This is a genomic window from Paraburkholderia caledonica (assembly GCF_000383275.1).
In the GTDB taxonomy this organism is placed as follows: domain Bacteria; phylum Pseudomonadota; class Gammaproteobacteria; order Burkholderiales; family Burkholderiaceae; genus Paraburkholderia; species Paraburkholderia caledonica.
Genome location: NZ_KB911043.1, coordinates 155,630 through 173,378, shown reverse-complemented (window position 1 = coordinate 173,378; position 17,749 = coordinate 155,630). Strand labels below are relative to the sequence as shown.

General features: G+C 62.4%; 15 protein-coding genes. 10 read left to right on the top strand and 5 right to left on the bottom strand.

All coding sequences use genetic code 11. The annotated features are described in order from the left end of the window. Nucleotides 1-90 precede the first annotated feature (90 nt). The 3 genes from imuA to H281_RS0125640 are packed head-to-tail and all read left to right on the top strand — an operon-like array spanning nt 91 to nt 5,365. Nucleotides 91-798: a translesion DNA synthesis-associated protein ImuA gene (gene imuA / locus H281_RS0125650; protein WP_027779232.1), complete on the top strand. Its 708-nt coding sequence runs from the start codon at nt 91-93 to the stop codon at nt 796-798. Further along, a complete protein-coding gene (locus H281_RS0125645; protein WP_206362272.1) occupies nt 728-2,209 on the top strand; it encodes a Y-family DNA polymerase in 1,482 nt (493 codons plus the stop codon). The genes imuA and H281_RS0125645 overlap by 71 nt, the downstream gene beginning before the upstream one ends. Before the next feature lie 6 nt (nt 2,210-2,215). Next, entirely contained in the window at nt 2,216-5,365 is a 3,150-nt protein-coding gene (locus tag H281_RS0125640; protein WP_020069996.1) for an error-prone DNA polymerase, read from the top strand. A 46-nt stretch (nt 5,366-5,411) separates the two neighbouring features. On the opposite strand, the gene H281_RS0125635 is transcribed toward H281_RS0125640, so the two are convergent. Further along, nucleotides 5,412-6,332: a dTDP-4-dehydrorhamnose reductase family protein gene (locus H281_RS0125635; RefSeq protein WP_020069995.1), complete on the bottom strand. Its 921-nt coding sequence runs from the start codon at nt 6,330-6,332 to the stop codon at nt 5,412-5,414. Between the two features lie 14 nt (nt 6,333-6,346). After that, a complete protein-coding gene (locus tag H281_RS0125630) occupies nt 6,347-6,565 on the bottom strand; it encodes a heavy-metal-associated domain-containing protein (RefSeq protein ID WP_020069994.1) in 219 nt (72 codons plus the stop codon). A 123-nt stretch (nt 6,566-6,688) separates the two neighbouring features. Here H281_RS0125630 and cueR point away from each other — a divergent pair, with 123 nt between their 5' ends. The 4 genes from cueR (at nt 6,689) to H281_RS0125610 (ending at nt 9,426) form a co-directional block, all read left to right on the top strand. Then, nucleotides 6,689-7,141 carry a Cu(I)-responsive transcriptional regulator gene (cueR, locus tag H281_RS0125625; protein ID WP_020069993.1) on the top strand — a complete coding sequence of 151 codons (453 nt, stop codon included), beginning with the start codon at nt 6,689-6,691 and terminating at the stop codon, nt 7,139-7,141. 273 nt (nt 7,142-7,414) lie between these two features. Beyond that, nucleotides 7,415-7,561 carry a DUF3563 family protein gene (locus tag H281_RS36125; RefSeq protein WP_020069992.1) on the top strand — a complete coding sequence of 49 codons (147 nt, stop codon included), beginning with the start codon at nt 7,415-7,417 and terminating at the stop codon, nt 7,559-7,561. A gap of 221 nt (nt 7,562-7,782) precedes the next feature. Further along, nucleotides 7,783-8,160 carry a hypothetical protein gene (locus H281_RS0125615; RefSeq protein WP_020069991.1) on the top strand — a complete coding sequence of 126 codons (378 nt, stop codon included), beginning with the start codon at nt 7,783-7,785 and terminating at the stop codon, nt 8,158-8,160. 228 nt (nt 8,161-8,388) lie between these two features. Beyond that, the gene (locus H281_RS0125610; RefSeq protein ID WP_020069990.1) at nt 8,389-9,426 is read left to right on the top strand and encodes an ABC transporter substrate-binding protein; all 1,038 of its coding nucleotides are present in this window, start codon (nt 8,389-8,391) and stop codon (nt 9,424-9,426) included. A gap of 48 nt (nt 9,427-9,474) precedes the next feature. On the opposite strand, the gene H281_RS0125605 is transcribed toward H281_RS0125610, so the two are convergent. Continuing rightward, entirely contained in the window at nt 9,475-10,320 is an 846-nt protein-coding gene (locus tag H281_RS0125605; protein ID WP_027804946.1) for a 23S rRNA (adenine(2030)-N(6))-methyltransferase RlmJ, read from the bottom strand. 260 nt (nt 10,321-10,580) lie between these two features. Next, a complete protein-coding gene (locus tag H281_RS0125600) occupies nt 10,581-11,552 on the bottom strand; it encodes a potassium channel beta subunit family protein (RefSeq protein ID WP_020069988.1) in 972 nt (323 codons plus the stop codon). 243 nt (nt 11,553-11,795) lie between these two features. On the opposite strand from H281_RS0125600, the gene H281_RS0125595 reads away from it, so the two are divergent. Together H281_RS0125595 and H281_RS0125590 are read left to right on the top strand one after the other, a co-directional pair. Beyond that, complete coding sequence (locus H281_RS0125595; RefSeq protein WP_013587820.1) at nt 11,796-12,593, top strand: 3-hydroxybutyrate dehydrogenase; 798 nt, start codon at nt 11,796-11,798, stop codon at nt 12,591-12,593. Nucleotides 12,594-12,603: 10 nt separating this feature from the next. Then, nucleotides 12,604-13,842 (top strand): DUF3734 domain-containing protein, encoded by a 1,239-nt coding sequence (locus tag H281_RS0125590; protein WP_020069987.1) that lies wholly within the window; start codon nt 12,604-12,606, stop codon nt 13,840-13,842. Between the two features lie 119 nt (nt 13,843-13,961). On the opposite strand, the gene H281_RS0125585 is transcribed toward H281_RS0125590, so the two are convergent. Further along, nucleotides 13,962-15,161 carry an amino acid aminotransferase gene (locus tag H281_RS0125585; RefSeq protein ID WP_020069986.1) on the bottom strand — a complete coding sequence of 400 codons (1,200 nt, stop codon included), beginning with the start codon at nt 15,159-15,161 and terminating at the stop codon, nt 13,962-13,964. 336 nt (nt 15,162-15,497) lie between these two features. Between H281_RS0125585 and uvrB the strand changes: the two genes are divergently transcribed. Continuing rightward, the gene (gene uvrB / locus H281_RS0125580; RefSeq protein ID WP_020069985.1) at nt 15,498-17,591 is read left to right on the top strand and encodes an excinuclease ABC subunit UvrB; all 2,094 of its coding nucleotides are present in this window, start codon (nt 15,498-15,500) and stop codon (nt 17,589-17,591) included. Nucleotides 17,592-17,749: the final 158 nt, after the last annotated feature.

Here is a 17,749-nt window from a genome sequence, read left to right as displayed (position 1 = left end):
TGTCCTTTCATTCGTTCCCAAAAAAAGTGCCTGTTCCCCGTCGCGAAAATCCGTGTAGGATACTGTACATCCATACAGGTTTTTTCGTCCATGACTGCCTCTTCTCCACCGCCCGAAGCGATACACCCGTCCCTGTGGCGGGCGTCCCAGCTTGCGCGCGGCCGGGGGCAGGTGGTCGACACCGGCTATCCGGCGCTATCGGCTGAACTGCCCGGTGGCGGCTGGCCAGTGGGCGCACTGGTCGACCTGCTCGTGCAGCAGCCGGGTGTCGGCGAGCTGCGGCTGCTACGTCCGGCGCTCAGTGCAGCGGGCAACCGGCCCATTGCGTTCGTCCAGCCCCCGCATACACCGGACGGCCTCGGGCTCAGCTACATCGGCTTGTCGCTTGAGCAGGTGCTGCGCGTCAAGGCGCAGAAAACGGCGGACGCGCTGTGGTCGGCAGAACAGATTCTGCGTGCCGGCAGTTGCGGTGCGCTGATTTTCTGGGCGCAGTATGCGCAGGCTTCGTCGCTTCGGCGCCTGCATCTGGCGGCGCAGTCGTCGGAGACGCTTTTCGTCATGGTGCGGCCGCTCGCGAGCGCTCAGGACGCGTCGCCGGCGCTATTGCGGCTGGCGCTCAAACCATCTGCCGACGGCCTGACCGTCGACATCGTGAAACGACGAGGGCCCTCGCGCGCGGAGCCCCTGTCGATTCCCCTTCAACCCACTCCTGTTCTGCTGTCACGACATGCGCGTCTTCCTCGCCGTTCACCTGCCGAAGTTGCCGCTCGAAGTTTTCAGGCCGAAGTGGTCGCCTGAGCCCGCTCACGGCAGTGTGGTGCTCGAGAAGGACAAGGTCGTGATTGCGGACAGCGTCGCGCGCGCGGCCGGAGTGAGGCTCGGCATGAAACGCGGGGGCGTGCTCACGCTGTCGCCCGAGACGGACATGCACGAACGCGACTTCGCGCGCGAGCAGTCCGCACAACGCGAGGTCGGCGTGGCGCTAATGCGCTTTTCGCCCGAGGTCGCGCTGCTCGATGAAGCGACCGTCGTCGTGGAAATAGGCGCGAGCCTGCGCCTCTTTGGCGGACTGCTTGCGCTGTGCCGCGAGGCGAAGGCGCTGCTTGCCACGCTCGGTCTCACCGCGCGCGTGAGCGCCGCGCCGACCGGCCAGGGCGCGTGGCTGCTGGCGCGATATGCGAAGGGGCGGGGCGCGCGGCGCGTGCTGAAGCTGTCCACGCTCGAGCAGCGCCTCGCCGCGCTGCCCATGATCGCGGTCCCCGAGGTGCGCGAGTTCGCCGACTGGTTCGCGGGGCTCGGCTGCGAAACCATCGCCGACATTCGCCGGCTGCCGCGCGCCGGGTTGCAGCGGCGCTGCGGAGAACACCTGCTCGATTCGCTCGACCGCGCATTCGGCACCGCGCCGGAACTCTTCGACTGGCTCGAACTGCCGCCCACGTTTTCCGCGCGCATCGAAATGCCCGACCGGCTCGAACATGCGGACGGCGCCGTGTTCGGCGCGCATCGGCTGATCGTGCAGTTGTGCGGCTGGCTCTGCGCAAAGCAGTTGGCGGTTACCGCAATACGTTTGTTGCTGGAGCACGAGCGGGGGCGCGACGCCATTGAACCCACCATCATCGACATTGCCCTCGGCGAGCCAACGTGGCGTGAAGAACACCTGGTGAGGCTGCTGAAGGAGCGCTTGCATCGCATCGAGCTCACCGCGCCGGTTATCGCATTGCGTCTGGACGCCTCGAAAGTGGAGTCCGCTGCGCCGGCTTCCGATACGCTTTTTCCCGAGCCCGGCGGCTCAAAGGAAGATCATGCACGGCTACTCGAACTGCTGGTCGCCCGGCTGGGTGACGAGAACGTGCTGCGGCCCGCGCCGAGTCCCGACCATCGGCCGGAAGTCGCCAACTGCTGGGTGCCGGTGACGCAACCGGTGAAGCCCGCAGTCATACCGGAAGGCTTGCCGAGGCCCACGTGGATGCTCGATACGCCGGTGCGCTTGATAATGCGCCAGCATCGTCCGTTCTATGGCTCGCCGCTGCGCATGGTGTCGCCGGGGGAGCGTATCGAGGCGGGCTGGTTCGACGGCGAACTCGTGACGCGCGACTACTTCGTCGCTCAGGCAGACGACCAGAGCTGCTACTGGATTTACCGCGAACGTGTCAGCAGCCGCGACGCCGAAGAAGACCAGCGGTGGTTCCTTCATGGCCTTTTCGGATGACGCGCCATGGATGCCACCTTCAGCATGCTGCCGGCGTATGCCGAGCTTTTCTGCCTCTCCAATTTTTCGTTTCTGCGTGGCGCGTCGCACGCCGAGGAACTCGCTGAGCGCGCCGCGCAACTGGGCTACTCGGCGCTTGCCATTACCGACGAGTGCTCGCTTGCCGGTGTGGTGCGCGCGCACGTCGCGGCGAAAGAAGCGAAGCTGCCGTTTATCATCGGCTCCTACTTTCGTCTGGTGAACGCCGACGGCTCGCCGGCATTCGGACTCATCCTGCTGGCGAAAAATCGCGAGGGCTACGGCAATCTGTCCGAACTCATCACGCTGGCGCGTACGCGCGCGCCGAAGGGCGAATACCGGCTCACGCCGCAGGACCTGTCGCGACCGGAGAAGGAATACCGGCACCTGCTGGGCCTGCCGGACTGCCTGGCCATTCTCGTGCCGACCTTCCCGGCAAAAGAAGATGTGCTCGATGCCCAGGTCGAATGGCTGGACGAGACCTTTCCCGCACGCGCGTGGGTGGGCCTCGTGCTTCATCAGCGGGCGATGGACGACATTCACCGCGGCGCGGTCGAATTCGTCGCGCGCAACCGGGACGTGCCGGTGGTCGCACTCGGCGAAGTGGTCATGCACGTGCGTTCAAGAAAACCGCTGCAGGACACGATAACCGCCATTCGCGTCGGCAAGCCGGTTCATGAATGCGGATACGAGCTTGCGCCGAATGCGGAGCAGCACCTGCGCTCGCGGCTGCGGCTGGCCAATCTGTATTCGCCGGAGGCACTTGCCGCGACAGTCGACATCGCCGCGCGCTGCACCTTCTCGCTCGACGAACTGCGCTACGAATATCCCGATGAACTGATACCGCCCGGCTTTACGCCGACCGCTTATCTCCGGCAGGAGACGTACATCGGCGCGCAACGGCGCTTTCCGTCGGGCATTCCGCACCACGTGCAGGAGCAGATCGAGCACGAACTTGAACTGATTGCCGACCTGCAATATGAACCGTACTTCCTGACGGTCTACGACCTGGTCCGCTTTGCGCGCAGTCAGCACATTCTGTGTCAGGGACGCGGATCGGCGGCCAATTCGGCTGTCTGCTATTGCCTCGGCGTGACGGAAGTCGACCCCGCGCGCGGCAACATGCTTTTCGAGCGCTTCATCTCGAAAGAGCGCGGGGAGCCGCCTGACATCGACGTCGACTTCGAGCATCAGCGGCGCGAAGAAGTGATTCAGTACATCTATCGCAAGTACGGTCGCGACCGCGCGGCGATTGCCGCTGCGGTCTCGACGTATCGGGCGCGTGGCGTCTTGCGCGAAACGGGTAAGGCGCTCGGCGTCGATATGCAGATAGTCGATGCGGTCGCCAAGTCGCATCACTGGTTCGATAACAGTGCGGACCTGCTGAAGCGCTTCGAGGAATGCGGGCTGAACCCGCAAACGCCGCTCATCCGCGCGTGGGCCACGCTCGCCGCGCAACTGTATGGTTTTCCGCGGCATCTGTCGCAGCATTCGGGCGGGTTTGTCATCAGCCGGGGCAAGCTCACGCGCCTCGTTCCCGTTGAGAACGCCGCGATGGCAGAGCGCAGCGTCATCCAATGGGACAAGGACGACCTCGAATCGCTGGGGCTGCTCAAGATCGACGTGCTTGCGCTCGGCATGCTGTCGGCCATTCGGCGCACGCTCGACCTCGTGTCGGAGCAGCGCGGCGAGCGCTTCGAGATGCAGGACATTCCCTCAGAAGACGATGCAACCTACGACATGATTTCCGCCGCCGACACGGTGGGCGTCTTCCAGATCGAGTCGCGCGCACAGATGTCGATGCTGCCGCGCATGCGGCCTCGAACGTTCTACGACCTGGTGATCGAAGTGGCCATCGTGCGGCCGGGTCCGATTCAGGGTGGTGCGGTTCATCCTTATCTGCGACGTCGCCAGGGCTTTGAGCCGGTCACCTACCCGAGCAAGGATTTGGAGACCGCGCTGGGCCGCACGCTCGGCGTGCCGATTTTTCAGGAGCAGGTGATGCAGGTCGCGATTCTCGCCGCGGGCTTTACGGCGGGCGAGGCCGACCAGTTGCGGCGCGCGATGGCGGCGTGGAAACGCAAGGGTGGTCTCGGCAAATACTATGACCGCATTGTGCTCGGCATGCAGGAGCGGGGCTATGACCTTGCGTTTGCGGAAGCCATCTTCGAACAGATAAAAGGTTTTGGCGAATATGGTTTTCCGGAGAGTCATGCCGCGAGTTTCGCGCTGCTCGTGTATGCGAGCAGCTGGCTCAAATGCCATGAGCCCGAGGCATTTCTGGCCGCCATGCTCAACAGCCAGCCCATGGGCTTTTACTCGCCATCGCAACTCGTGCAGGACGCGCAACGGCATGGTGTCAGCGTACTGCCAGTCGATGTGACTATCAGTGGGTGGAACTCGTCTCTTGAGCGTATTGCGGATGCCGCACGGCCTGCGGTGCGTCTGGGCCTGTCGCTGCTACGTGGCATGAAGGAAGGCACAGCCGAGCGGATTGAGAATGCGCGTGCGGTGCGCCCGTTCGCAAGCGCGAAAGACCTCGCGCGTCGCGCGGCGCTCGATCGCCGGGACCTGCATATCCTGGCGGACGCCAATGCACTGGTCTCGCTTGCCGGCAACCGGCGCGAGGCGCTCTGGCAGTCGGTCGCTGCCGTGCCGGACAAGGACATGCTTGCAATCGCGGCCGTCGAGGACGAAACGCCCGAACTCGGCGCGCCCTCCGAAGCACACGACATCGTGGCGGATTACCGCTCAGTGGGTCTGACGCTCGGCCGCCATCCGCTGGAACTGTTACGCCCGCAGTTGCTTGCAAACCGGTTGATGCCGGCTGCGACGCTGCGCACTTATCGCGACGGCCGGCTTGCGCGAGGCTGCGGTCTTGTCACCGTGCGGCAGCGTCCCGGCACCGCGAAAGGCGTGGTGTTCGTGACGATCGAAGACGAAACGGGCAACGTGAACGTCATCGTGTGGCCAAGCCTGCTCGAGAAGCAACGCAAGGAAGCGCTCAGTGCGTCGCTGCTGGCTGTGTATGGAGTATGGCAATGCCAGGGCGAGGTCCGGCATCTGGTGGCACAACGGCTCGTCGATATGTCGCATCTGCTGGGCGGGCTGCATTCCGTTAGCAGGAATTTTTGCTGAGACGCTGGTGCGCTTCGAGCGGTCGTCAACGTTCAGCGCATCCGGTTCAGGCGGATGTATCGCCGCGCCACGGAAAGGCGGCCAACACCTCGCGTATTGCCGTATCGAACGGCGTGCGGCGGCCGATCCCGAGTTGCTCCAGCCGGTCCGACGCCAGGTGGCAATTATGCGGACGCGGCGTCGCATCGGCCGGCGTGTGTTGCGGCACGAGCCGCGCGTCGAGTTGCAGCGCTTGCGCGAGGCGCATGGCGATCTCGTACTTGGTCATCGGTTCGTCGCCCGACCATTGCACGATGCCGCGAATCGCGTCACCCGCGGCGTGACGCTCGAGCATCTGCCGGATCACAAACGCGACGTCCGGCGTGAAGGTCGGATAGCGGATCGCCCATGCGTCCATGTTGGCCGCCTGGCCCTGCGCCGATGCCGACGCGGCAATGGCCGGCACGAGACTCGTCACGGCGGATTCCGACCAATCGACAATCGGCCCGTACAGCAGCGGCAAGCGCAGCACGCAGCCCAGGTCGGTCGTCTCGGTCAACGCCTGCTCGCCGTCCAGCTTGCTGCGCCCATATGCATTGAGCGGCGCCGGTGTGGAATCCGGCCGATAGGGTGGATGAGTGCCGTCGAAAACGTAATCGGTGGAAATCGACAGCGTCCACGCGTCGCGGCGATGCGCGGCGGCGGCGATCGCGCGCACGGCATCCACATTGAGCGCGCGGGCCACTTCCGGCTGACGCTCGCACACATCCGGTCGACGCTCGGCGGCGACAATCACGAGCGCATCGGGCGCTTCGCGCTCGACAAACTGCTCGACTGCCCGCGGATCCCGGACATCGAGCGTGACGGTGTTCGGCATTGGCCGGCTGAAGGCGGTACCGACGACTTGCCAGGCCGGCTGAGCCGCCAGTTCGTCGACGACAGCGCGACCGAGCAGGCCAGACGCTCCTATGACTGCGACCTTGAACATGATCCGCGTTCCCCTTAACTCGCTGCGCTGGGCGACACGCCTTTGACCGTGTAGCCGGCCTCGTCGATCGCGGCTTTCAAAGCGTCGACCGATTGCGTCGACTCGACCGCGACCCGGCCCGCCGCGAGATCTACCTGCACTTGGGCGGCTTCGTCGTGCTCGCGAATAGCGTTGGTGACTGCCGCGACACAATGCTGGCAGCTCATGCCTTCTACCTGGAATTCGGTTTTCATCGGAATTGCCTCGGGGAAATGTCGGTTGCGATGATTGAATTATGCCTTCCCGACCAGATTTAGGTGGCTGACCTTCCCATCATGGGAAGGTGTACGATCGACGCATTGAGTGGGGGAACAGTGATGAACATTGGTGAAGCGGCCCGCGCGTCGGGCGTTACGGCGAAAATGATTCGCTACTACGAAAGCGTCGGCTTGCTCGCGGCGAAATCCCGAACGACCGCCGGCTATCGTGTCTACGGTCCGCAGGAGGTGCATTCACTGCGCTTCATTCGCCGGGCGCGTCGACTGGGCTTTCTTGTGGAAGACATCCGGCGGCTGCTCGCGCTGTGGCACGACCGCACGCGCGCGAGTGCCGAAGTGAAGGCAATCGCGCTGGACCACGTGGCCGAACTCGATCGACGCATCGCCGAACTGACCGATATGCGCGACACGCTGGCGCATCTTGCCAACCATTGTCACGGCGACGACCGTCCGGAATGTCCGATTATCGAGGGGCTTGCGGACGTCGGCATGGTTTCGGCGGAGAGCGGGAACGGTTGCAAGGGGCTTTCGAAGGCGGACGTTAATGCGTAGCGATGCGGGCAGGCGATTTGTTGCTTGATGCACCTAATGTGTGCATCAAGTGAGTCTATCTCATACTTATTGGTCTACGGGCGTTTCTGTCTCTCAATCGAATCAACGTGCTTTATGCACCTAGGGAGTGCGTCATTCCATTTGGGAATGCACATCATGCGAGCATTTCACTGGCGCGGTTGCACCATCAGCCTATAATCCGGGTTAACCCTTTTACGGGAAATCCCTGATGCCCGATCCACCGGGGATTCAATCTGATCCTTGGAGAACATCATGTTTGCATACGTCCTTGAAAAACTGAGCACCTGGTTTGAAACTGCAGAGCGCGACCGCCGTGAAGCGTATCTGGCTTCGTCGTCGGATATCGTCCAGCTCGAACAGCGCATCCGCTCGCTCGAAGCCAACGGCTATTCGCTGTAAGTTTTTAGGCGAGCGTCTTTTGCCGCCACGGTAGTTCAGAAGTAGCTGTCAAGTGTGAGCCCCGTCTTTTGCGGGGCTTTGTCACATCTGGGCGCCGCGTTGTCCTCATGGCGTCACAAAGCTCGAGATGGCGAATATCGACTAGCGGCGAAGTCCGCGTCGCGGTAAGGTAAAGCGTTTTTCAGCGCAATCCGGCCTTCGCGGCTCAACCGGTCCGCCCCATGTCTTCGACCCATTCGTTCAAATTCTCTCTGACCGCCATTGCAGTTTTGTTTGCCACGGCTTGCGCCGTGTCGAGCGCGTCTGCTGCGTCGAGCAATAGCCGCAAGCCTGTGATCCTCGACTCGCAGAATGGAATCAGCGACGGGCAGAGCGGAACCGTCCTGCAGACAGCGCCGCTGTCGCGGCAGCCCATCGTCGAAGCACAACCTATCGCTACGCCTACCGAACTGGCGCCGAATTCGTCCGTGCCGATCGTCGTCGCGCCGTATATCCAGTTGCCCGTCGGCGGCGGTGGTGTCGCACCGCAACCTCAACCGTACCCTCAGCCGTATCCTCAACCGTATCCCGTGCCTCGGCCCGCTCCGCGTCCGCAATAGCCGATTCGCGCCGATCCTGTTCGTAGCTTGCTGCCCAGACGTCCGCGCGAGACGCGGCGCAGCGGATTTGCGCGCCCGCGCCCGGCCATTCGGGTTTGGGCGCATGGCGCGCCACCAGTCGGGCGACGACAATCCTCAAGCGGTCTCTGCCGCAAAGTCGCGCCGATAGCGCCCACACGGGCGGCCGGCAACCAGATTGAACGAAAACATACAAAAAGGAGACGTCAAATGCCCAATCACTGGATGCGGCGTGCCGCCGTTTGCGCCACGTTGTTCGCCGTTGCCGCACTTCACGGCGTGGCGTCCGCGAAAGACGTCCCCGAAAAGCCGGCTTTGACAATGGCCGTTGGCGGTCTGCCGGGTCTTTACTACTTGCCGGTGCTCACGGCTCAGCAGTTGGGCTATTTCAAGGACGAGGGTCTCGAGGTCACGCTCGAAGACTTCGCGGGCGGTTCCAAAGCACTCGAAGCAGTAGTGGGCGGCAGCGCGGATATCGGCGCCGGGGCATTCGAGCACACACTATTCATGCAGGCGAAGGGGCAACGCTACCGGGCTTTTGCGTTGATGGGCCGCGCGCCGCAGATCGTCGTTGCCGTATTGACGTCGAAGGCAGACAAGATCAAGACGCTTGCCGATTTCAAAGGCGCAAAGGTCGGCGTGAGCGCGCCGGGGTCATCGACCGATCTCGTGCTGACTGTCGCCTTGCGCAAGGCCGGCGTGCAGAGAAGCGACATTGCGGCGATCGGTGTAGGCAGCGGCGCCACGGTGCTCGCGGCGGTGAGCAACGGTCAGATCGACGCGTTATCCAACGTCGATCCGATGATGACGAAGCTCACACGCGGCGGCGCAATCAAGGTGCTGGTGGACACGCGCACCGTGAAAGGTACGCAGGAAGTGTTCGGCGGAACGATGCCGGCGGCCACACTCTATGCGTCGGAGAGTTTTATTCAGAAGTACCCGAAGACGACGCAGGCGCTCGCCAATGCCATCGTGCGCGCGGATCACTGGCTGCAGACCGCGAGCGATGCCGATCTGCTGAAGATGGTGCCGCCGGCCTATCTGCTCAACGATTCCTCGCTCTATGTCGAGGCGTTCCATAATGTGCGCGACGCTTATTCGCCAGATGGCCTGATGCCCGCCGACGGCCCGGAGACTTCATTGCGCGCACTGGCGTCGTTCGATAACCGGCTCGATCCGAAAAAGATCGACCTGAACGCGACCTATACCAACGACTTCGCCCGCAAGGCCGCGGCACAACTCAAGTAACAGCGTGGCGAGGGCGCGCCATTCGACTATGCGCGGCCTCGCCCGGCGTCAATCGCCGCGGTATTCGACCTTGAACTGCGCGGCCTTGTCCTCACCGAGCGCTTTGACCAGCCAGGGCATCTGGTCCTTCAGCAGCTTCGGCAGCGTGTACGGCGGATTCAGGATGAACATGCCGCTGCCGAAAAGCCCAAATCCGTCCGTGGGCGGATTGCTCACTGTGAGGCTGACGTGCAGCCAGTTGCGCTCCTGCAGCTTTTTCAACTGGTCGGGAAAGCGTTGCGATTCGAGGCGCTTCACTTGCGGATACCAGACCGCGTAGGTACCGGTGGGGAAGCGCTTCAGGCTCTCTTCGACGCACCGCAGCGTGCGCGTGTAGTCGCGCTTGTCCTCATACGAAGGATCGAGCAGTATCAGCGCACGGCGCGGGGCCGGGGGCAGCAGCGCGAGAATGCCGTCGAAACCGTCGCCCGCGTACAGCATCGCGCGACGGCCCGCATCGCGAAAGTTGTGACGCAGCACGTCGATCTCAGTGGTGTGCAACTCGAATAAACGCATACGGTCCTGCTCGCGCATCTGGCGCCAGGCGATATACGGCGAGCCGGGGTAGAAGCGCAACTGGCCGTCGGGATTGAGCGCGGCGACTTCATCGACATAGTCGGAGAAGAGCGACGGGAGATCGTTGCGCTCCCACAGCCTGGCGATGCCTGTCTGAAACTCACCGGTCTTGACCGCATAGCCTTCCTGCAGCGAATAGACGCCCGCGCCGGCATGCGTGTCGATATACCAGTAGGCCTTGTCCTTCTGACCGAGGTAGCGCAATAGCTGCAACAAGACCGCGTGTTTGAGAACGTCGGCGTGGTTGCCTGCATGAAAGGCGTGGCGATAGCTGAGCATGATGAGGAGATGCAGAAAGAGGGCGCGCCGTTCCAGGCTGGAGTCGGCGATGCGGATGCATTGCGGCGGCACGCCGGCACAGAACGCCGATGTGCCGCGCGGTCGCGTATTGTACGCGACGCCGCGCGCGGCGCAGTGAGTTGCGGCGGTGCTACCGTACGCGTTGTCGGATTGCGCGGTACCCTGCGCGACTACCACCACGACTGGGACCACGGCCACAATCTTGCCGCGGCCGTACCCAGCCGTCCGACAGAGCGACGTCAGTCGTACACGTCTCCGAAAATACCTTCGATTCTCTCTTTGATTTCCGGCGTGATCTGCTCGGCGACCTCAGCGGATTTCATGTTCTCGCTAATCTGCTCGACGCGCGATGCGCCTGTAATCACCGTGCTGACATGCGGATTCTTGAGAATCCATGCAATCGCAAGCTGGCCGACGGTGCAGCCCAGTTCGTCGGCCACTTCGCCGAGCTTGCCGACCACGTTGTTTTTGCCCGCGTCGGTAACCTGTTTGCGCAGCCAGTCGTAGCCCTGCAACTGGGCGCGGCTGTCGGCAGGCACGCCGTTGCGATACTTGCCGGTGAGCAGGCCGGACGCGAGCGGGCTCCAGGTAGTCAGACCGAGGCCGATATCTTCGTAGAGACGCTTGTATTCCTGTTCGACGCGCTTGCGGTGAAACAGGTTGTACTGCGGCTGTTCCATGACCGGCTTGTGCAGATGGTGCCGCTCCGCGATGTCATAAGCGGCGCGGATTTCGTCGGCGCTCCACTCGGACGTGCCCCAGTACAAGGCTTTGCCGCGCGTGATCATGTCGCTCATTGCCCATACGGTTTCCTCGACGGGCGTGTTCGGGTCTGGCCGATGGCAGAAGACCAGATCGACATAGTCGAGTTGCAGACGCTTGAGCGACGAGTCGATTGCGTTCAGCAGATATTTGCGGTTCAGCGTGTGGTACTGATTGGGCGCTTCTTCGAGCCCCCAGAAGAATTTCGTCGACACGACGTAGCTCACGCGTGGCCATGCCAGTTCCTTGAGCGCCTGGCCCATGATTTCTTCCGACTTGCCGCCCGCGTACACCTCCGCGTTGTCGAAGAAATTGACCCCCGCATCGCGCGCAGCAGCGAGCGATTCACGCGCCGCGCGATGGTCGACCTGATTGCCGTACGTAACCCACGAGCCGATGGACAACTCGCTGACCTGCAGTCCCGAGCGGCCTAGACGCCGATAATTCATGCAATTCTCCTCGATAGTGAAGCGACCGGAATCCTGCCAGAACGCCTAGTTTAAATAGATAAGCCCGGGCGTGCTTTTTACCGATCCATTCCACACGGTTCATGCACAATAGCAGCATTGGCCGCAGTGCAACATCGGCCGAACGGTATAGGACAGCGCCTATGCGCGCCTATGCCATTCGGTCTACTTCCCGCTGCGCGCGGCTCGTGGTCTCATTGCTCATCAACTGCATGGAGGTTCTGGATGTCGTCACTGAACACAAATCTGAATGGCAAGGTCGCGGTCGTCACCGGCGCGGCGAGCGGCATCGGCAAGCAGATTGCGTTGACCCTTTCGGCTGCGGGCGCCGCTGTCGCAATTGCCGACCTGAACCAGGACGGCGCGAATGCCGTCGCTGAAGAAATTACGAAGGGCGGGGGCAAGGCAATCGGCATCGCAATGGACGTCACCAACGAAGACGCGGTGAACCAGGGCATCGACAAAGTGGCGGCAGAGCTCGGTTCGGTCGACATCCTCATTTCCAATGCCGGCATTCAGATCGTCAATCCGATTGAAAACTACTCGTTTTCCGACTGGAAGAAGATGCAAGCCATTCACGTGGACGGGGCGTTCCTGACCACGAAGGCGGCGCTCAAGCACATGTACAAGGACGATCGCGGCGGCATCGTGATCTACATGGGCTCGGTTCACTCGCATGAGGCGTCGCCGCTCAAGTCCGCCTACGTGACGGCCAAGCATGCGCTGCTCGGTCTCGCTCGCGTGCTCGCCAAGGAAGGCGCAAAACACAATGTGCGCTCGCATGTCGTGTGTCCGGGTTTCGTGCGTACGCCGCTCGTCGACAAGCAGATTCCGGAGCAGGCCAAGGAACTGAACATCAGCGAAGAGGAAGTGGTCAAGCGCGTCATGCTGGGCGGTACGGTCGACGGCATTTTCACCACGGTGGAAGACGTCGCGCAAACCGTCCTGTTCCTGTCGACTTTCCCCACCGCTGCACTGACGGGCCAATCGTTTATCGTAAGTCACGGCTGGTACATGCAATAAGGAGGTGCGCATGGCGCAACGCAATCTCAAACGGGCTCGCGTCGGCGCGGCCGGTAATGAGGAAGGCGCAGGCGCCAGCGCGGCGTCTGCGTCGGCCCGCGGCAAGCGCGTGCAATTGCCGGCCTATGAAACCATCGCGCTCACACTGCAGGGTGGCGGCGCGCTGGGCGCATATCAGGCCGGCGTTTTTCAGGGGCTTCATGAAGCAGGCGTCGAGCCGAACTGGCTGGCAGGCATTTCTATCGGCGCGTTGAATACGGCGATCATTGCCGGCAATCCGCCGGAAAAGCGGGTCGAACGGCTGCTGCAATTCTGGGAAACCATCTGCCAGCCCGCATTCGGTCTGCCGTTGCCCGCTTTTATCGAGCACGCGTTCTTCAATTCGAGCGACGCAGTGCGTAAAGCTTTCACGGCAACACAGGCCGTTGGCGCGCTCGTGGAAGGGCAGAAGGGCTTCTTCGTGCCGCGCTTTCCGCCGCCTTTGCCGACCGTGTCGGGACCGCCGCAAGCGGCCAGCTACTACGACACCGCGCCGCTCAAAGCGACGTTGGAAAGTCTGTGCGACTTCGACCGCATCAACTCACGGGAAATGCGCGTGTCCGTGGGCGCCGTCAATTGCGGCACGGGAAATTTTGCGTACTTCGACAACACGCAGACCACGCTGAGGGCTGAGCACTTCATGGCATCCGGTGCTTTGCCGCCCGGCTTTGCTGCTGTGGAAATCGACGGCCAGTATTACTGGGACGGCGGCTTGATGTCGAACACGCCGCTCTACGAGGTGATTCAAACCACGCCGCGGCGCGACACGCTGGCGTTCCAGGTCGATCTGTGGAGCGCGATCGGGCCGGTGCCCGACAACATCACCGACGTGCAGGGGCGCATGAAAGACATTCAATATTCGAGCCGCACGCGTCTTGTGACCGACATGCTGCAACGCTCACAGCGTTTCCGGCACGTGTTGCGTGAGGTGCTGGACCGGGTCTCGCCGGACCAGCGCGACGATCCATGGTGCAAGCTGGCTGAAGACCTGTCGTGCTCGAAGCGCTACAACGTGATTCATCTCATCTACAGGCAGAAAGAATACGAAGGGCACTACAAGGACTTCCAGTTTGGTCTCTCGACCATGCGGGAGCACTGGGAAAGCGGACTGGCAGACATCCGCCATTCGCTTTCCCAGCCGGATTGGCTCGCCATGCCGGATAACGACGCGGGTTTCGTCACGCACGACATTCATCGCGACTCGCGCTGACATCATCCGCCAACACGGAGTCCACAAACGAGAACGGCGCCCTCAAAGGGGCGCCGTTCTCACATTCGGCTTCAGCCGAATCAACCAGAGCGCGCGGGATCGCGCGGCCTTGAAACGCTTTACTTCAACACGTGGGCAATTGCGTTGGCCACCACGTCGAGGTTGCGCGTATTCAATGCAGCAACGCAGATGCGACCCGTGCTGACGGCGTAAATGCCGAACTCTTCGCGCAGACGGTCCACTTGCGGCGCGGTCAGGCCTGAGTACGAGAACATGCCGCGCTGCGCATTCACGAAGCTGAAGTCGCGATCCACGCCGCTTGCCTTCAGGCGTTCGACGAGGCCATTGCGCATTGCGCGAATCCGGTCACGCATCCCCGCCAGTTCCGTTTCCCACGTGGCGCGCAGTTCCGGCGACGCGAGCACCGCGGCGACCACCGAACCGCCGTGCGTCGGCGGGTTCGAGTAGTTCGTTCGAATCACGCGCTTGAGTTGCGACAATACGCGAGTAGCTTCTTCCTTGCTGCCCGTGATGATGGACAGCGCGCCGATACGCTCCCCGTACAGCGAGAACGACTTGGAGAACGACGACGAGACGAACACGTTCAGTTCAGAGGCCGCGAAGAGTCGCACGGCCGCTGCGTCGGCTTCGATGTTGTCGCCAAAGCCCTGATAGGCGATGTCGAGGAACGGCACCAGATTGCGCGCCTTGACGACCTCGACGATCTGTTTCCATTGGTCGACGGTCAGATCCACGCCCGTCGGGTTATGGCAGCAGGCGTGCAACACGACAACCGTGCCCGCTGCGTAGCTGTTCAGCGCGCTCAGCATGCCGTCGAAATTGACGCCGTGAGTGTGCGCGTCGTAATACGGATACGACACGACTTCGAAGCCCGCGGCTTCGAACAGTGCGCGGTGGTTTTCCCAGCTCGGGTCGCTGATCGCGACCTTGGCGCTGGGGTTCAGACGCTTCAGGAAGTCCGCGCCGATCTTCAGCGCGCCCGTGCCGCCCAGTGCTTGCGCCGTCACGACGCGGCCCGCGGCGATCAGCGGCGAATCGTTGCCGAGCAGCAGCTTTTGCACGGCTGCGTCGTAGGCGGCAATGCCTTCGATAGGCAGATAGCCGCGCGGCAACGCGGCTTCGACACGTGCCTTTTCCGCGTCGCGCACGGCGCGCAGCAGCGGAATCTTGCCTTCTTCGTTGAAATACACGCCAACGCCGAGGTTGACTTTGGTGGGGCGCGTGTCGGCGTTGAAGGCTTCGTTCAGGCCCAGAATCGGGTCGCGGGGAGCAAGTTCGACGGCGGAGAACAGAGACATGGTGGGTGGGCAGCAGTAGTGAAAAGAGGGCAGCTACGAGCATGCGCGACCGTGCCGACTGCGTTTCATGCAAAACGCAAACGCCGGATGATGCAGAACGCGGACAGCCGCAAGCGAGCGCAACTTCGCATTGTAACGAATCTACGAACGTTTTTCGGACGAGAACGCCCCTTGGCGGACTTATTTGCTTGAAAAACGGGCAAGCCGTCGCTAAATGTCTAAAACCGGCCGCATCACTCAGCGCTGCCAGCCTACGCAGATCCGCTTTGTCCGTCGCCGGTCCATCTCGATGCAACCCGTTAGAATAGTTTTTTGCCCAAGGCCGCTGCCGCCCCCATGTCCGAACAACATTTGACCGAAGTCGACGACGCGCTCGACGAATCCCGATTCGTCCGCTTCGAAGGCTCGCCGTTCCAGCTTTATCAGCCCTATCCGCCCGCCGGCGACCAGCCAACGGCGATCGAGACGCTCGTCGAAGGCGTCGAGGACGGCCTCTCGTTCCAGACGCTGCTCGGCGTGACGGGGTCGGGCAAGACCTTCACGATGGCCAACACGATCGCGCGGCTCGGCCGTCCGGCCATCGTGTTCGCGCCGAACAAGACGCTCGCTGCGCAGCTTTACTCGGAATTCCGCGAGTTCTTTCCGCGCAATGCGGTCGAGTACTTCGTTTCGTACTACGACTACTATCAGCCGGAAGCCTACGTGCCGCAGCGCGACCTGTTCATCGAGAAAGACTCGTCGATCAACGAACATATCGAGCAGATGCGCCTGTCGGCCACGAAAAGCCTGATGGAGCGGCGCGACGTGGTGATTGTCGCGACCGTATCGGCTATTTACGGCATCGGTAATCCGTCCGAATACCACCAGATGATTCTCACGCTGCGCACGGGCGACAAGCTCGGCCAGCGCGACATCATCGCGCGGCTCATCGCGATGCAGTACAACCGCAACGAGGCGGACTTCCAGCGCGGCTCGTTCCGCGTCCGAGGCGATACCATCGACATCTTCCCGGCCGAACACGCGGAAATGGCGGTGCGCGTGGAATTATTCGACGACGAAGTCGAAACGTTGCAACTCTTCGACCCGCTCACCGGACGGGTGCGTCAGAAAATTCCGCGTTTCACCGTCTATCCGTCGTCGCATTACGTGACGCCGCGCGACACCGTCGTGCGCGCGGTCGAAACCATCAAGGCCGAACTGCGCGAGCGGCTGGAATTCTTCTATAGCGAAGGCAAGCTGGTCGAAGCACAACGGCTCGAACAGCGCACCCGTTTCGACCTGGAGATGCTGCAGGAGCTCGGTTTCTGCAAGGGCATCGAGAATTATTCGCGGCACTTTTCGGGCGCGGCGCCCGGCGAGCCGCCGCCCACGCTGGTCGATTACCTGCCGTCGGACGCCATCATGCTGCTCGACGAATCGCACGTGCTGATCGGCCAGTTGAACGGGATGTACAACGGCGACCGGGCGCGCAAGGAAAACCTGGTGGACTATGGGTTCCGTCTGCCTTCCGCGCTCGACAACCGGCCGCTGAAATTCAACGAGTTCGAGCGCAAGATGCGCCAGGTCGTGTTCGTGTCGGCTACACCGGCAGATTACGAAAAGAAGACCTCGGGTCAGGTTGCGGAGCAGCTCGTGCGTCCGACCGGCCTCGTCGATCCGGAAATCGAGGTGCGGCCCGCGCGCAGCCAGGTCGACGACGTGCTCGCCGAAATCAACGAGCGCGTCAAGGCGGGCGATCGCGTGCTGGTGACCGTACTGACCAAGCGCATGGCCGAGCAATTGACGGAGTTTCTCAGCGACCATGGCGTCAAGGTGCGCTATCTGCATAGCGACATCGACACGGTGGAGCGCGTCGAGATCATCCGCGACTTGCGGCTCGGCACTTTCGACGTGCTCGTCGGTATCAACCTGCTGCGCGAAGGTCTGGATATTCCCGAAGTGTCGCTCGTCGCGATTCTCGACGCGGACAAGGAAGGCTTTCTGCGCGCCGAGCGCTCGCTGATTCAGACCATCGGCCGGGCGGCGCGCAACGTGAACGGCAAGGCCATTCTGTATGCGGACAAGGTGACGGATTCAATGCGCCGCGCCATTGACGAGACCGAGCGGCGGCGCGCCAAGCAGATTGCGTTCAACCTCGAACGCGGTATTACGCCGCGCGGCGTGGTAAAGCGTATCCGCGACATTATCGACGGCGTGTACAACGTCGACGACGCCCGCGCCGAGCTGAAGGAACAGCAGACGCGCGCGAAATTCGAGGACATGTCCGAAAAGCAGCTGGCCAAGGAGCTCAAGCGCCTCGAAAAACAGATGATGGAGCACGCGAAAAACCTCGAGTTCGAGAAGGCCGCGCAAACGCGCGACCAGTTGGCGTTGCTGCGTCAGCGCGTGTTCGGGGCGAATGTCGGCGACCACGTCTCGGGCGTCGACTAAATCGGCAGGACCATGCAGCGAAGATGCAGCGTGGTTCCGGCGCAAAGGGCGCGGCAATGTGCCGCGCTTCTTTTTGCCGGTACGCGGGCAAGACCGTAAAGGGAATTGCCCGCAGGAAACTGCCCGCCGCTTTACGCCCACACCCTGTTTCTTAAGAC

Bases quoted from the DNA above. Each gene is read 5' to 3' on its own strand.
- imuA (WP_027779232.1), top strand. From the start codon at position 91: ATGACTGCCTCTTCTCCACCGCCCGAAGCGATACACCCGTCCCTGTGG.
- H281_RS0125645 (WP_206362272.1), top strand. From the start codon at position 728: ATGCGCGTCTTCCTCGCCGTTCACCTGCCGAAGTTGCCGCTCGAAGTT.
- H281_RS0125640 (WP_020069996.1), top strand. From the start codon at position 2,216: ATGGATGCCACCTTCAGCATGCTGCCGGCGTATGCCGAGCTTTTCTGC.
- H281_RS0125635 (WP_020069995.1), bottom strand. From the start codon at position 6,332: ATGTTCAAGGTCGCAGTCATAGGAGCGTCTGGCCTGCTCGGTCGCGCT.
- H281_RS0125630 (WP_020069994.1), bottom strand. From the start codon at position 6,565: ATGAAAACCGAATTCCAGGTAGAAGGCATGAGCTGCCAGCATTGTGTC.
- cueR (WP_020069993.1), top strand. From the start codon at position 6,689: ATGAACATTGGTGAAGCGGCCCGCGCGTCGGGCGTTACGGCGAAAATG.
- H281_RS36125 (WP_020069992.1), top strand. From the start codon at position 7,415: ATGTTTGCATACGTCCTTGAAAAACTGAGCACCTGGTTTGAAACTGCA.
- H281_RS0125615 (WP_020069991.1), top strand. From the start codon at position 7,783: ATGTCTTCGACCCATTCGTTCAAATTCTCTCTGACCGCCATTGCAGTT.
- H281_RS0125610 (WP_020069990.1), top strand. From the start codon at position 8,389: ATGCCCAATCACTGGATGCGGCGTGCCGCCGTTTGCGCCACGTTGTTC.
- H281_RS0125605 (WP_027804946.1), bottom strand. From the start codon at position 10,320: ATGCTCAGCTATCGCCACGCCTTTCATGCAGGCAACCACGCCGACGTT.
- H281_RS0125600 (WP_020069988.1), bottom strand. From the start codon at position 11,552: ATGAATTATCGGCGTCTAGGCCGCTCGGGACTGCAGGTCAGCGAGTTG.
- H281_RS0125595 (WP_013587820.1), top strand. From the start codon at position 11,796: ATGTCGTCACTGAACACAAATCTGAATGGCAAGGTCGCGGTCGTCACC.
- H281_RS0125590 (WP_020069987.1), top strand. From the start codon at position 12,604: ATGGCGCAACGCAATCTCAAACGGGCTCGCGTCGGCGCGGCCGGTAAT.
- H281_RS0125585 (WP_020069986.1), bottom strand. From the start codon at position 15,161: ATGTCTCTGTTCTCCGCCGTCGAACTTGCTCCCCGCGACCCGATTCTG.
- uvrB (WP_020069985.1), top strand. From the start codon at position 15,498: ATGTCCGAACAACATTTGACCGAAGTCGACGACGCGCTCGACGAATCC.